The sequence below is a fragment of the Staphylococcus sp. 191 genome, from assembly GCF_011174885.1.
In the GTDB taxonomy this organism is placed as follows: domain Bacteria; phylum Bacillota; class Bacilli; order Staphylococcales; family Staphylococcaceae; genus Staphylococcus; species Staphylococcus coagulans.
This window is the reverse complement of sequence record NZ_PNRJ01000018.1, coordinates 14,494-28,865: the sequence shown is the minus strand read 5'-3', so window position 1 is coordinate 28,865 and position 14,372 is coordinate 14,494. Positions and strand designations below refer to the sequence as shown.

Sequence of the window (14,372 nt, the reverse complement as noted above, 5' to 3'; positions counted from 1 at the left end):
TTATGGTACAACTATTAAGAGCCTATTTTGAAAGATTTTTTTATGAACTTTATCATCAAGTATTCAATCAATATTTAAACCACTTAGATTTGAAAATACATGATATCGACCAAGCTTTGTATTATATGCAACATAAAAAAGTACAGTTACAGTTGATGATTGACAGAAGAACAATTGAATTAGAAAATAAATATATCGATCTGATGGATCAACATCATATTCATTGTGCAAAAAATATTTATGGCGTTGATATCAATACAATTAAAGATGATTTGAACGAAATTGAAAAAGAGTATGCGCAATTAGAAGCATTTTACCAACAGTTGAATGAAGATAAAAATTACGTAAAGAGGGAATGCGATTTACTTCAATTATTGTTACGTGCATACTAGAAAGGTGGAAATATGACACAAAAATATATTTCGACCGAGTTGCTCATTATATTTACTGCTCTTATGATTATAGCCAATTTTTACTATATCTTTTTTGAAAAAATCGGCTTTTTATTCGTGTTATTACTCGGTAGTATTTTAATGTATGTCGGTTATATTTATTTTCATAAAGTGCGTGGATTACTCTGTTTTTGGATTGGGACGTTAATGATTTTATTTACATTACTGTCCAATAAATACACGCTGATTATTTTATTTATTTTTATTATCATCGTAGCGGTACGTTATATTATTTATAAACGTAAACCTTTAGAAATATTATCTACGGATGATACGACTGAAAAACATAGTTTTATTAAACAAAAATGGTTTGGTGACCAAAAAACACCAGTTTATGTGTATAAATGGGAAGATTTGCAAATTCAACATGGCATGGGTGATATTGTAATAGACATGACGAAAGCGGCCAATTTGAAGATGCAAAACCATGTTGTCATTCGTCATATTGTAGGTAAAGTACAAGTCATTGTACCTTTAAATTATAATGTAAAATTAAATGTTTCTGCATTTTATGGTAAAGTGACGCTCGACCGTCAACAATGTAAAATCGAAAATGACAACATTCAGTTAACCTCACAACATAAAGCTGAAAATTATACCGTTAATATTTTCGTCTCAACATTTATAGGTGATGTTGAGGTGGTTTATCGATGAACCATTACGTTCGTGCCATAGGCTCAATGTTGATTTTAGTCTACAGTATGTTTACTGCTTTTTTCTTTATTGATAAGGTTTTTACTAATATCATTTATTTTCAAGGTATGTTTTATACCCAGATTTTTGGGATTCCCGTATTTATCTTTTTAAATTTAATTGTTATCTTTCTCTGTATTATTGTGGGTAGCGTACTTGCCTATAAAATCAATCAACAAAATGATTGGTTGAAGCAACAAATTGAACGTGCATTTGAAGGGGAAACAGTAGGTATAAATGACCAACATATCGAATTATATAATGAGACGATTGAACTGTATCAGGCCCTTGTCCCTTTAAATCAAGAACTTCATAAAATGCGTATTAAAACTCAAAATTTAACGAATGAATCTTATAATATGAACGATTTGAAAGTAAAAAAAATTATTGAAGATGAACGACAACGGCTGGCTAGGGAATTACATGATAGTGTGTCCCAACAACTCTTTGCGGCAAGTATGATGTTATCCGCAATCAAAGAAACGGATTTAATCCCACCACTAGATCAGCAAATTCCAACTTTAGAAAAAATGGTTCAAGATTCTCAGTTGGAGATGCGGGCGTTATTGTTACATTTGAGACCGATAGGACTTAAAGACCGCTCGTTAGGTGAAGGTATTAAATCATTAGTTACAGATCTACAAAGAAAAGTTCCAATGAAAGTTGTACAAGAAATTGACGAATTTGAAGTGCCTAAAGGGATAGAAGACCACTTATTTCGAATCACTCAAGAAGCAATCTCTAATACATTGCGTCATGCTAAAGGAAAACAAGTTACTGTCGAATTGCTCAATCGTGAAGACTATTTATTACTGCGTATTCAAGATGACGGTATCGGTTTTAATGTAGATGACAAATTAGAGCAAAGCTATGGACTTAAAAATATGCGTGAACGTGCAATAGAAATCGGGGCAACATTTCATATCGTTTCATTGCCAGACGCTGGGACGAGAATAGAAGTAAAGGCACCACTTGATAAGGAGGTACATAATGACAATTAAAGTGTTATTTGTAGATGATCATGAAATGGTTAGAATTGGAATATCTAGCTATTTATCCACGCAACCGGATATTGAAGTTGTAGGGGAAGGAGCTTCAGGGAATGAGGCTATTCAAAAAGCACATGAACTTCACCCGGATTTAATTTTAATGGACCTTGTGATGACAGACATGGATGGTGTTGAAGCGACAACACAAATCAAAAAAGATTTACCACACATTAAAGTGGTCATGCTCACAAGTTATATTGAGGATAAAGAAGTCTATCGTGCCCTAGATGCAGGTGTCGATAGTTATATTCTTAAAACGACAAGTGCAAGTGATATTGCGGAAGCGATACGAAAAACGAGTCAAGGCGAGTCTGTATTTGAAGCAGAAGTACTTGTGAAAATGCGAAATCGTATGAAACAAAGAGCGGAATTATATGAGTTATTGACTGAGCGTGAAATGGAAATACTATTATTGATATCAAAAGGATATTCAAACCAAGAAATCGCAAGCGCTTCTCATATTACGATTAAAACAGTGAAAACGCACGTGAGTAATATTTTAAGTAAATTAGAAGTACAAGATCGCACGCAAGCAGTGATTTATGCTTTTCAACATGGATTAATTGAATAATATAGAAAGCGGGACAGAAATCGTTTTGACTTCTGTCCCGCTTGTTTAAAAACATTAGATTGAATTTTTTCCGTAACCATCATGGACAAGATCTAACGCACCAGTGTGCGGATCAATGACTAATCCATGAACAGGTACCTTCTTGTCAAATAGGGGGTGAGAATAAATCATTTGTATATTCTTTTCAACATTTTCATAAACGTCATCAAAGCCTTTTAAAAAGTTAGGAACATCAATGCCAGAGTGCTCTAATATATCAAACGTCTTTTGATCGACACCCCGTTGTTCCATCGTTTTCATAACAGCGTCGACATCAATATTCCCCATACCACAATCTTTATGCCCCATAATAATAATTTCTTCAGCACCCAGTGCATAAATACCAACAAGTAAACTACGCATCGTTGAACCATAAGGATGACTAATTGTAGCACCAGCATTTTTAACGACTTTTAAATCACCGTTTGTAAAACCAAGTGCTTTTGTTGATAAATCTTGTAATCGTGTATCCATACAAGTCAGCAATACAGCCTTTTTAGATGGTGTTTTACTTGTACTATATTGTTCATAAGCTTTGCTTGCCACAAAGTCTTTATTGTATTTTAAAATTTGATCTAATAATGTCACCCTAAGCGCCTCCAATGTGTTTCAAATCCAGTCTTATTTATCGTCAGTTGTTTTAATATGCTTTGAACGTCCCGTATGGGAATGTTCAACTTTTTTAGATTCTGAATCTATTGATGATTTTACATCTTGATTTTGATGTTGTTCAAATTTATCCGACTGTGTCCCATAGTTATTGTACGCAGTCGCTAAATCATCGTCCTTATTGGCCTCAAGTTCATCATACGTTTCTTCTTCAGGTGTTTTTCCTTTAATTACTTTACGCTGGTGCATTATCGCATTTACTTCAGCACCAATAATTAAAATGAAGCCAGTGATGTATAACCAAAGCATTAGAACAATGACACCACCGATACTACCATAAGTTTTAGAATAGTTACCAAAGTTTGAAACGTAAAAACCAAAAGCAAGTGTACCTAAAATCCATGCAACTGTTGAAAATAACGCGCCAGGTAGTACGGATTTTAGTTTGATTTTCACATTAGGTGCAACGGTATATAAAATTACAAATACGATAAATATGACTAAAACAGGCAACGCTGTACGAATAAGACTAAATACCCAACGTACTTGCTCGTCTAAACCGAGTGGCCCAAATAACAAGTTCCCGATTTGTTGACCAAAAGTAAATAGAACGAGTGTGACAGGTAGAGTAATTCCAACGAGTAAAGTGAAAAATACTGCTAATGCTTTTGATACGATAAAGTTACGACTATCTTCAACATCATATGCGACGTTAAAAGAATTCATTAACGCAGTGATACCGTTCGAAGCTGTCCACAAAGCCAAAATTAAACCGACTGAGAGCAATCCACCACTGGCATTGCCCATGACATCATTTATGATACTTGTAATGATGGAGGCTGTATCGGCAGGCGCTTTATCTTTAATTTGATCAATAATTGCTTGTCTATCGATATTGAACATTGGAACTAAAGATAAAATAAAGATAAGCATTGGGAACAATGAAAGCATGAAGTAATAAGCCAACTGTGCAGCGAGACCAGAGGCATCATCTTTTCCTATACGATAAATCAAATAACTAACAAAATTAGGACGGTCAGTATATTTTACTGGTTTGTTTATTCTTGAGACAAAGAAGGTTTGGTTGTCTTTAGATGCTTCTTTAGATTGAAACTGTTGAGGCTTAACATAAATACGGTCTTCTTCAATTTCACCTTTTGCATCGCCTTTACGATTAGGATGCTGCCCTTCATTTTTAGAATGATGGTCATTTGAGAACTTGCTTTTCACCTCATCTACAAGGCTTTTTGATTTTTCTTCGTTTTTTGACATATCGAAGCTCCTTCTTTTGATATTAAAAAAGGCAATCTCTGAGTACATTCTAAAAGAATGCATTGAAATTGCCCGTGATAAGAGCGTAACGCCAACGAACTGTACATGTTTTACGGCATAGAGCGGGTGAGCAACTATAGTCCATCAACAAATGCGTGAAATTCAAACTTCATTTAAATTTCTATTAATCTGGTTATTGTAGCTCACACGTTCATAGCGTTGGCATGCGGTGTTGAAGTTGACGTGAATCTGTTGTGCGCTTATCCCCGCTTATTGTTTAAAAGTATTTACTTATAAACCGATTTGTTTATTGTTTTTACGTTCAACGAATGTATCTTTAGCTTGACGCAATGAACGTTCTAATTCTGGATTGTTACGACGAATTTCATCAATTGTATCTTTCCAATAGAAGAACTCATCTTTCAATTCTGCAAATTTAGATGGCTCGCTTGAACGTTCACCTGTTTTAATTTGATGAACTGATGATTTAAGTGAACGACGTGTGTTTTTGTCGATCAATGCAATCGCTCCACCAATTGTAGCGCCAATTAAAATCCCCGGTAATAATTTGTTTTGCATAATGTTGTTACTCCTTTCGCGTATCCTGAATAATATAGTCTATTAAATGATCACAAGAAGATTGTATCATCTCATAGACGCCTTCAAAATTATTTGTGTAATATGGATCAGGTACATCTGTTTCTGTCATATCACTAAACTCTAATAATTTAAATAACTTCCCTTTAAGATGAGGATTAATTTTTTTAATATTATCTACATTGCTTTGATCCATTGCAATAATGTAGTCAAAATCATCTTGTGCTGTAAATAATTCACTAATCATACCATCAAATGGGATGTCGTGCGCTTTTAAAATTTTTTGAGTACCCTCATGAGGGGGCTCTCCTAAATTCCATTTGCCCGTTCCTCTTGAGTATACTTCAATGTTGTCAATATTGCGATCTTTAAGGCGTTGACGCATAATTGCTTCAGCCATTGGAGATCGACAAATATTGCCTAAACATACAAAAGCAACTGTTGTCATGTAGATAACCTCCGTGTCCTAATCTATATGCCCATTTTAGCTGTTTTTAAAACAATACGAAAGTAATTCTGTTAAAAATTTTTCAAATATTCGTCACTTTGATAAAATATTGTAGACGAAAGGATGGTAATCATGTCAAAGACAATTGAAGAAATGATTATAGAAATACGCAATCGATTAAACTTAGTAAATCCAGGTTTGATTGATCCAGATAACTACAGCGAATCCCATCGCGAAGAAATAGAAGATATTTATGCTTTTGTATCGACAAAAAAGGATTTTACACCTCGTGAAATGTCCGGTATTACAGAGGCATTGGGTGATTTAAGAAAATAGACAATTGGGGGGATTTTAATGACAATTGAAGAAAGATTACAGCAATACGCAAGATTACTCGTCAACGTTGGAATGAACGTTCAGAAAGGACAACCTGTGTTTATAAGAACGACAGTTGAGGCTGTAGATTTTACGAGACGTATCATAGAAGAAGCTTATCTTGCAGGTGCTTCTGACGTCAGAGTGAAATACGCCGACCCACAACTGAAACGTTATGCATATGAATATGAACCCGCTTCATTTTTTGAAAAAGAAGTGAAGGCCTATGATGTAGAAGAACGTATGGATTATGCGAATCGTGGTGCAAGTAACTTAGCACTGATTACCGAAGATCCTAATTTGTTGAATGGCATAGATACGAATAAACTTAAAGCCGCTCAATTAAATCAAAGTCGTGCTTTTAAACCGTATATGGTGGAATCACAAAAAAATGCATTTCCTTGGGTTGTGGCTTGTTATCCATCAGAAGCATGGGCGCAGCGTGTTTATCCAGATTTAGAGCCACAAGCTGCTTTTACGAAGTTTTTAGATGACATATTGAATATCGTCAGAATCGATGGAAATGATCCAATCGCCAATTGGGAGCAACATACACAATTATTAAAAGAGAAGGCCGATTACCTTAATGATAAAGCCTATGATGCACTTCATTTTATCTCTGAAGGTACAGATTTAGTCGTTGGCTTGGCGAAAGGTCATATTTGGGAAGATGCAACGAGCTATACACCTGATGGACAAGCATTTATCGCTAATATTCCAACTGAAGAAGTCTTTACAGCGCCTGACTGCCGACGCGTGAATGGTACTGTTTCGAATAAATTGCCTTTAAGTTATAATGGTACAATTATTGATGGCTTCAAACTGACATTTAAAGAAGGTCGTGTCGTTGATTTTGAAGCAGCAGAAGGTCAAGAAGTGCTTGCCTCTTTATTAGATACAGATGAGGGCGCACGCCGCTTAGGTGAAGTGGCTTTAGTTCCTGATGATTCACCGATATCTAATCGTAATACTATTTTTTATAATACATTATTTGATGAAAATGCCTCTTGCCATATCGCATTAGGTGCAGCTTATGCTTTTAACCTAAGAGGAGGTACAGAGATGACGAGCGAAGAATTAAAAGCACATGGCTTAAATGATTCGCTTAAGCATGTCGACTTTATGATTGGTAGCCGTGATTTGTATATTTATGGAGTTAAATCAGATGGATCTGAAGAGTTAGTTTTTAAAGATGGAAACTGGGCAAATTGATATAAAAAGAGGTTTAGAAAATGACAAATATTGAAAAAAGAGCAATGCAAGATTCAAAAGTATATAAATCTAGACAAGTATTTCCAACAGATACAAATCATCTAGGCACACTGTTTGGCGGTACAATGATGGCCAATATCGATGAAATTGCTGCAATTTGTGCGATGAAGCATGCAAATAATACTGTTGTAACTGCTTCAACGGATTCTGTAGACTTTTTAAAACCGATTAAAAATGGTGATATCATGACTTATATCGCTATGGTATCTTATGCAGGGAGTTCTTCAATGGAGATTTGTGTTCAAATTATGATTGAAGATATTCATAACAATAAGCAAGAGCTAGCGGCATTAAGTTTTTTAACTTTTGTTGCTTTGGATGAGGATGGCAAACCTACAAAAGTACCTGACGTCTATCCTGAAACAGAAGCTGAGAAATGGTTCCATGAAACAGCTGAAGTACGGGTAAAACGTCGTAAAGAAAGAAGAAAAGAAAGCAAAAAAACATTACAATTTATTTCTGACTTAAAACGTAAGCAGTAAAACCGATTAAATTGAAATAGTATCACTCACGATGATACGCTACTTGAGGATGGTTTAAATACAAATTTGACGTAATAGTAAACCATACGTTTAGAGTTTAGTTAAAAAGAAAGGCAGAGATGATTTACAGAAGTGACCATTCTACTTTTGTAAACACATCTTTGCCTTTTTAGTATATGGATATTTTCAATGAATTAAGAAAAAATATGGTGCATCCGTTGTTCTTGTTTTTTAAAATCAACGTTTGAGTAATACATATTTTTAACTAGAATGTTAGGACCTAAGCATTCAAATTGAGGACAATGGCAGTTAATCGCTTTTGATAGTGGCGTCGCCATCCAACGCTGAAATACATCTGTTAAACGGTCTTGTTTAATGTTTGAAATTGTACCGGTTTCATCGCCAAAATCTGTAACAATAACGTTACCAGTAAATACATTTACATTTAAACGGCTTCTGCCATCCGGATCATTACGAGTCGATACATTTGGGGCTTGTTTCAATTTTTCTCTTAATTGTGCATCAGCTTCATCTTGTAAACAAGGAAAAATAGGTAATGTTCCGAACAACATCCAAGTGTCTTTATCGCGCACATCTAATAGATGTGAGATAGCAGATTTCATCGTATTAAGATCAAGTACTTCCAATTGACTCGCAAAATCAGCAGGGTACATGGGATGCACTTCGTGACGTTGACATTTCATATCGTGAACTACTTCATGATGAATCGATTCTAAATAAGGCAAAGTGCTTTTATTTAACATTGTTTCTGCTGACACAAACATCCCTTGACGACTTAAATTCTGAGCGTTTGAAATCATCTGTTCATAGAGTTTTAATTTCGCCTTTAATGGGGGCTGTTTATCCATTGCGCCAAATCCAACTTCAGTAAATGTATCAATTGTGCCCCAGTTATGTGAAATGTGTAAAACATCGATATATTCAGCAATATCTAAATATCGATCTAATGGAAGGGTTAAATTAGAATTCAATTGTACATAGATACCCCGTTGTTCGGCATATTTTAATAATGGTTTAACAACTTCACGAATAGACTTTTTAGAAAACATAGGTTCTCCGCCAGTAATAGAAATCGTGCGCAAAGTTGGAATTTCATCTAGTCGTTGCATAATGAGCGACATTGGAAGCGGGTCAGGGTCTCTCGTCTGTAACGTGTAACCCACGGCGCAGTGGCTACAACGCATATTGCACAAGTTCGTTGTTGTAAATTCAACATTACTGAGTACAGGTTGCCCGTATTGATTGATATCTGAATAGGGTTCCCACGGATCATTCTTAATAGTAATAGGATCCTTTTTGGTGCTTATCATAATCAAAACTCCTCATCTTAAAATACATGATTGTTTGATATTGGCTATTGAGGAATATCAATTTCATGTTAATATAGCTATGACAATGCAATTATAAAGGAGAATCGCAAAGTATGAAAGAGCCACAAACGATGAATCAAATAAAAGAAAGATTATCTCAATTTTTAGAAGAATTAGAACATACCAAACCTGATAAGGTGAGTGTTGAAGATATCGATGAGTGGATCCATTTACTAGATCAACTGGAGGTAAAAGTGAGTCAGTTACGTAAATAGTTTATTTTGTGATGTTTAGTCATATTCAATTCGGGTATCTAATACACTAGATACAATAAAGAAAGGTGATTGAATCATGGCAAAAAAAGTAGCAGTATTATTAGCAGACCAATTTGAAGATATTGAATTTACAAGTCCAAAAAAAGCTTTAGAAGAAGCTGGACATGAAATAGAAGTAATCGGAAATGCTGCCAATTCGGAAGTTGTTGGTAAACATGGTGCAAAAGCAACTGTTGATGTAAGTATTGCTGATGCAAAACCTGAAAATTATGATGCGATACTATTGCCAGGTGGTTTCTCTCCAGACTTATTACGTGGAGATGAAGAACAACGATATGGGACTTTCGCAAAATATTTCTTAAAAGAAGACGTACCAACATTTGCCATTTGTCATGGCCCACAAATTTTAATTGATACAGATGAATTAAAAGGTCGTACATTGACTGCAGTGCTTAATGTACGTAAAGATTTATCAAATGCAGGCGCTAAAGTGGTGGATGAGTCAGTTGTCGTGGACAAAAACTTAGTGACAAGTAGAGTTCCTGATGACTTAGATGACTTTAACAGAGAAATTGTTAATGCATTAAAATAATTCAAGACTCAATTTCAGAAGGCTACCGTCAAAACTTATTTTGACGGTAGTTTTTTTGTTTTAATTAGAATTACATTTTTTAAATGAAGAAGTGGACAATAAAAAAGGAGCAAGGTAGAAATCGAAAGGATTTCCAACTCGCTCCGAATGATAACTAGCATACAAATTCTCTAGCAAAAACCTGTATACCTTTCCTTAATATGCGCCTTCAATATAGCTCGCTTATGCTTGGAAGTATTAGTACTTGTATCAATAATTAATTAAAGAAAACGTTTAACAGCTGTAGACAATGAAGGTATTTCGTTAAAAATAAATTTACGCTCTTCAGTTAAACTGCGATATGCCCATTTTGCATAATTTAGCGCTTGCTCTGGCAAGATTTTACCAGGGAGTGGCGCAGCGTTTTTATCGACATAAACATTAACGATAGTGGGTCTATGTTGTTGTACAGCTGTTTGTACAATAGCATCAATGTCGTCAGGGTTGTCAAGCGTATAACCAACACCACCACAAATTTCTGCAAATTTAGCAAAGTCCATATCACTAAAGTCTATGCCATACTCTAATTCTCCAGCTTCTTGCTGTTCGTATTTAATGAATGATAATTCCGTATTGTTGAGCACAAATAGCACCATCGGCAAGCGGTATTGAACAGCGGTAGCAAAGTCTTGCATTACCATTTCAAAAGCACCGTCACCCGTAATGCCAATCACTTGGCGTCCTGGATAAGCAATGCGTGAGGCGATTGCAGTTGGAAGTGCACAGCCCATCGTACCGAGCCAACTTGAAATAACAAAATGGTTATTAACGCCAAGATTCAGGTAACGTGTTGACCACACAGTAGATGTTCCTACGTCAGCTGCAATGACCGTATCGTCAGTGATTACTTTATTTATTGCATCCATTAAGCGCTCTGGACGAATAGGTTTAGCTGTATTTTTCTTGTCTTCATTCATCCAGCCTTCCCAAGTTTCTTTATGGTCTAACATTTCAGATAAAAATGGACGGTCAGAAACTGGGTCAATCGCTTCAATCAGGGCTCGGAGTGCCAGTTGACTATCACCTACAATAGGGGCATCAATATTAAAACGGTGTCCGATAGCTTCAGGGTTTTCATCAATTTGAATAGCTGGAATATCTTTCTTAGGTAAATAGTCTACATACGGATAATTCGTCCCCGCTAAAATAAGCAAGTCTGCGTTTTGCATCGCTTGATACGATGGTTTTGTACCAATTTTACCGATATTTCCTAAATTATAAGCATGTTGATCGCCGACAATCGTTTTAGACGGTAATGTGACAATTGTAGGGATTTTACCTTTTTCTATGAATTGACGTACTTCTGCTTTCGCATTTTCAGTTCCTTTACCAACAAGGATAACTGGACGTTTACTGTCGTTAAATAAACGTGCTGCTTTTTGGATTTCATGTATAGCGGGTTGCTGTCTTTCTTTTTGATAGGGTTTAACTTCTGAAGGGAAGTTATCATCGATTTTAGTGTTCAAAATGTTGTTAGGAAGTGTAAGTACCGCAACCCCTCTCTTTTCATAGGCTGTACGAATGGCTTCATCCACAATTTGGAAGACGTTGTCAGCATCACTGTCTTTTAATTGGTAATTATAGACAGCAACATCTTCAAATAAATTTGGCAAGTTAATTTCTTGGAATGTTTTTGTACCGAGTTTATCACTGTCGGCTTGTCCTGAAAGGATTAATTGCGGTACATTGTCGAGTTTGGCATCATACATGCCGTTTAATAAATGTACTGCACCAGGACCACCTATTCCTAATGCAACCCCAATTTTACCTGTAAGTTTTGTATAAGCTGCAGCTGAAAGACTCGCAACTTCTTCATGACGAACATGAATAAATCTGATTGAATCTTCAGCACTTTTAAGTCCATCCACAACTGCATCAATAGAATCTCCAGGAATACCATATACATGATCAATATCCCAAGCTTTTAATGCTTTTATAAGTGCCATATTCGCTTTTACTTTTCCCATTTATTACGACTCCCTTTCCAATATAGTAACCTATAAGACTCATATACCCATTTTTTCATTTTATGCATCAATATTCAAAATACGTGCTTATCCTCATCCTACAGACTGATTTTTGGTTAAAAATATAGATAAATTCTATTGGACTTGATAAACTCACAGTAATTAGTGAATTGAAATGAGAAAGTAGGTCATCATGGATGAGAAGAAAAGACCGAATGGGGAAGTCTCCCGCACAACCCCATGACAATGCGCCACATTACAATACGTATTACCAGCCTGTGGGTCAACCACCTAAAAAACAGAAGCCAAGACGCATTTTTCGTACATTGATTTTTGTCTTAATTTTTATTGCTGCATTGTTTATTGGTTTGATGTATATGCTCTCACAGCAAGCGGATGTATCTGATTTAAAAAGTATAGAGCAAAAAGATAGTTATGTGAGTGCAACGCAAATGCCTAAATATACGAGGGGCGCCTTTATTGCAGTTGAAGATAAACGGTTTTACCATCACTCGGGTGTCGATTATAAAGGGAGCATTCGAGCCATTTTTGCGTCGATAAAAGATAAAAATCGTTTGCAAGGGGGAAGTACGATTACCCAACAGCTTGCTAAAAACTTTTATTATGATAATCAACAGACGGTGACAAGAAAATTAAAAGAAATGTTTGTTGCGAGACGCATTGAAAGAACATATAGTAAAGAGCAAATTTTAAGTTATTATATGAATAATATTTTTTATGGAGACAATCATTATACGATTGAATCTGCAGCACGTTATTATTTCGGAACAACAACGAATCAACAAAATACGAATTTACCTCAAATCACTGTACTACAAAGTGCTATCCTTGCAAGCAAAGTGAATGCACCTTCAGTATATGATGTTAATGATATGTCACCCGCTTTTATAAATCGAACTAAAATGACGTTAGAAAAAATGAAGCAACAAAATTATATTAGTGGACAAGAATACACTGAGGCGTTGCAACAACTTGGTGCTTAACACAAATATATGGCATAATAAAAGAGTGCGTAGAATTTTTTAAAATTGATCCATTGATAGTATATGGCTGAGTTAAGTCTAGCTTATATTAAGCATTCTTAATGTGAGTCAACCAGACAGGGGTGGGACAATGAAATCTAATCGATTTCTGTTCCACTCCCTTTTGTGATGATTTGGGGTGATAAGATGAATAAAATAACTAAAATAGAAGTTCAAAAAAACAATAAAGAGAGATTTAATATTTATATAGATCAAGTTTTTACAATGGGCATTTCAATGGATACGCTTGTAGCCTTTAATTTAAAAAAGGGTGACATCGTTGATAAAAATCAAATTGATGCGATCAATCAAGAAGAGTATGATAGACAAGCGATCAATCAAGCAATGCAATACTTATCTTATCGTAAACGTACACGTAAGGAGATTAAATTACATCTCTTAAAGCAAGACTTTCCAGAGACGGTCATCGCTCGTGCTATAGATTATTGTGAGCATCTTCAATTAATAGATCATCGTGACTATATGATAAGCTTAAAAAACACATTACTTCGTACGACGGATAAAGGGCCTGAAATTTTTCGACAGAAGTTAATAGAAGCTGGCATAGAAGCGGATTTAATTGATGAAGGCGTTCAATTATATGAAGAAGAGCAGCCCATAGATGCTATTGTGGCATTAGGTGAAAAAATTATGAAACAGAAAAAAGGGCCTGTCTCCAAGGTGAAGTTGAAGATTCAACAATCACTTCAACAAAAAGGATATCGTTTAGAGACGATTTATAAAGTAATGGATCAACTCGAAATAGAACAGGATTCAGAAATGATAGACAAATTATTGCAACGTGATTTAGAGAAAGTCTATAATAAAAATCAGAAGAAATACAGTGGGCAACCTCTCTATATGAAAACTGTAGAAGGGTTGTTGAGAAAAGGCTATCAATACGATGAGATTAGACAAAAATTATCAGAAAGTGGTATCGAAAATGAGTGATAAACGTTTAAGTGAAATGGATAGGCAAGAGATTTTACATGTGATCCAAACGAGTAAAGAGAAAATGCGAAAAGCAGAAATGAACGGTATCATGAATGAATATGATGTCTATGCCAATAAAGTCGTTATTGCTGAAAGCTACCTTATCGATACGGATAAGATAGAAATAGGTAAAATATATAAATTGAAAGATGGTACAGAAGACTTTTTTAAAGTTGAACGTTTGAAAGGAATCTTTGCTTGGGGGTTTAGAATTAATCATAGTGACCCCGAAGAAGGATTGCCAATTTCATTATTAAAATTATAAAAGGGGTA

Annotated in this window: 18 protein-coding genes; 12 read left to right on the top strand and 6 right to left on the bottom strand. The window is 35.2% G+C overall.

What is annotated here, in order from left to right; all coding sequences use genetic code 11:
- Positions 1 to 2: 2 nt before the first annotated feature.
- The 4 genes from C1H58_RS10575 to vraR are packed head-to-tail and all read left to right on the top strand — an operon-like array spanning position 3 to position 2,765.
- A complete protein-coding gene (locus C1H58_RS10575; protein WP_050345422.1) occupies positions 3 to 392 on the top strand; it encodes a hypothetical protein in 390 nt (129 codons plus the stop codon).
- 12 nt (positions 393 to 404) lie between these two features.
- Complete coding sequence (gene vraT / locus C1H58_RS10570) at positions 405 to 1,106, top strand: cell wall-active antibiotics response protein VraT (protein WP_050330548.1); 702 nt, start codon at positions 405 to 407, stop codon at positions 1,104 to 1,106.
- Positions 1,103 to 2,146: a sensor histidine kinase VraS gene (vraS, locus tag C1H58_RS10565; RefSeq protein ID WP_165546141.1), complete on the top strand. Its 1,044-nt coding sequence runs from the start codon at positions 1,103 to 1,105 to the stop codon at positions 2,144 to 2,146. Before vraT ends, vraS begins: the two co-directional genes overlap by 4 nt.
- Positions 2,136 to 2,765, top strand: a complete 630-nt coding sequence (gene vraR, locus C1H58_RS10560) for a response regulator transcription factor VraR (protein ID WP_050330550.1) — start codon at positions 2,136 to 2,138, stop codon at positions 2,763 to 2,765. Before vraS ends, vraR begins: the two co-directional genes overlap by 11 nt.
- Positions 2,766 to 2,819: 54 nt before the next feature.
- Here the strand turns inward: vraR and C1H58_RS10555 are convergent, their stop codons facing one another.
- The 4 genes from C1H58_RS10555 to C1H58_RS10540 all read right to left on the bottom strand — a co-directional run bounded on the left by C1H58_RS10555 (position 2,820) and on the right by C1H58_RS10540 (position 5,730).
- A complete protein-coding gene (locus tag C1H58_RS10555) occupies positions 2,820 to 3,392 on the bottom strand; it encodes a beta-class carbonic anhydrase (protein ID WP_165546140.1) in 573 nt (190 codons plus the stop codon).
- A 33-nt stretch (positions 3,393 to 3,425) separates the two neighbouring features.
- Positions 3,426 to 4,685: a YihY/virulence factor BrkB family protein gene (locus C1H58_RS10550; RefSeq protein WP_060829677.1), complete on the bottom strand. Its 1,260-nt coding sequence runs from the start codon at positions 4,683 to 4,685 to the stop codon at positions 3,426 to 3,428.
- 291 nt (positions 4,686 to 4,976) lie between these two features.
- Positions 4,977 to 5,264, bottom strand: coding sequence for a YtxH domain-containing protein (locus tag C1H58_RS10545; protein ID WP_050345425.1), 288 nt, complete (start codon positions 5,262 to 5,264; stop codon positions 4,977 to 4,979).
- Positions 5,265 to 5,271: 7 nt separating this feature from the next.
- On the bottom strand, positions 5,272 to 5,730 hold the full coding sequence (locus C1H58_RS10540; protein WP_050345426.1) for a low molecular weight protein-tyrosine-phosphatase: 459 nt from the start codon (positions 5,728 to 5,730) through the stop codon (positions 5,272 to 5,274).
- Positions 5,731 to 5,862: 132 nt separating this feature from the next.
- Here C1H58_RS10540 and C1H58_RS10535 point away from each other — a divergent pair, with 132 nt between their 5' ends.
- The 3 genes from C1H58_RS10535 to C1H58_RS10525 are packed head-to-tail and all read left to right on the top strand — an operon-like array spanning position 5,863 to position 7,859.
- Positions 5,863 to 6,066 (top strand): DUF1128 family protein, encoded by a 204-nt coding sequence (locus tag C1H58_RS10535; protein ID WP_165546139.1) that lies wholly within the window; start codon positions 5,863 to 5,865, stop codon positions 6,064 to 6,066.
- 18 nt (positions 6,067 to 6,084) lie between these two features.
- Positions 6,085 to 7,317 (top strand): aminopeptidase, encoded by a 1,233-nt coding sequence (locus C1H58_RS10530; RefSeq protein ID WP_165546138.1) that lies wholly within the window; start codon positions 6,085 to 6,087, stop codon positions 7,315 to 7,317.
- A 20-nt stretch (positions 7,318 to 7,337) separates the two neighbouring features.
- On the top strand, positions 7,338 to 7,859 hold the full coding sequence (locus C1H58_RS10525) for an acyl-CoA thioesterase (RefSeq protein WP_165546137.1): 522 nt from the start codon (positions 7,338 to 7,340) through the stop codon (positions 7,857 to 7,859).
- A 194-nt stretch (positions 7,860 to 8,053) separates the two neighbouring features.
- Here the strand turns inward: C1H58_RS10525 and yfkAB are convergent, their stop codons facing one another.
- A complete protein-coding gene (gene yfkAB, locus C1H58_RS10520; RefSeq protein WP_165546136.1) occupies positions 8,054 to 9,190 on the bottom strand; it encodes a radical SAM/CxCxxxxC motif protein YfkAB in 1,137 nt (378 codons plus the stop codon).
- Positions 9,191 to 9,303: 113 nt separating this feature from the next.
- Between yfkAB and C1H58_RS10515 the strand changes: the two genes are divergently transcribed.
- Together C1H58_RS10515 and C1H58_RS10510 are read left to right on the top strand one after the other, a co-directional pair.
- Positions 9,304 to 9,465: an SE1561 family protein gene (locus C1H58_RS10515; protein WP_164905411.1), complete on the top strand. Its 162-nt coding sequence runs from the start codon at positions 9,304 to 9,306 to the stop codon at positions 9,463 to 9,465.
- 76 nt (positions 9,466 to 9,541) lie between these two features.
- Positions 9,542 to 10,057 (top strand): type 1 glutamine amidotransferase domain-containing protein, encoded by a 516-nt coding sequence (locus C1H58_RS10510; RefSeq protein WP_165546135.1) that lies wholly within the window; start codon positions 9,542 to 9,544, stop codon positions 10,055 to 10,057.
- Positions 10,058 to 10,317: 260 nt separating this feature from the next.
- On the opposite strand, the gene C1H58_RS10505 is transcribed toward C1H58_RS10510, so the two are convergent.
- Positions 10,318 to 12,063: a pyruvate oxidase gene (locus tag C1H58_RS10505; RefSeq protein WP_165546134.1), complete on the bottom strand. Its 1,746-nt coding sequence runs from the start codon at positions 12,061 to 12,063 to the stop codon at positions 10,318 to 10,320.
- Between the two features lie 197 nt (positions 12,064 to 12,260).
- Here C1H58_RS10505 and sgtB point away from each other — a divergent pair, with 197 nt between their 5' ends.
- The 3 genes from sgtB (at position 12,261) to C1H58_RS10490 (ending at position 14,364) form a co-directional block, all read left to right on the top strand.
- The gene (gene sgtB / locus C1H58_RS10500; protein ID WP_165546133.1) at positions 12,261 to 13,067 is read left to right on the top strand and encodes a monofunctional peptidoglycan glycosyltransferase SgtB; all 807 of its coding nucleotides are present in this window, start codon (positions 12,261 to 12,263) and stop codon (positions 13,065 to 13,067) included.
- A 186-nt stretch (positions 13,068 to 13,253) separates the two neighbouring features.
- Positions 13,254 to 14,057, top strand: coding sequence for a recombination regulator RecX (recX, locus tag C1H58_RS10495; RefSeq protein ID WP_165546132.1), 804 nt, complete (start codon positions 13,254 to 13,256; stop codon positions 14,055 to 14,057).
- A complete protein-coding gene (locus C1H58_RS10490; protein WP_037559167.1) occupies positions 14,050 to 14,364 on the top strand; it encodes a YfhH family protein in 315 nt (104 codons plus the stop codon). Before recX ends, C1H58_RS10490 begins: the two co-directional genes overlap by 8 nt.
- Positions 14,365 to 14,372: the final 8 nt, after the last annotated feature.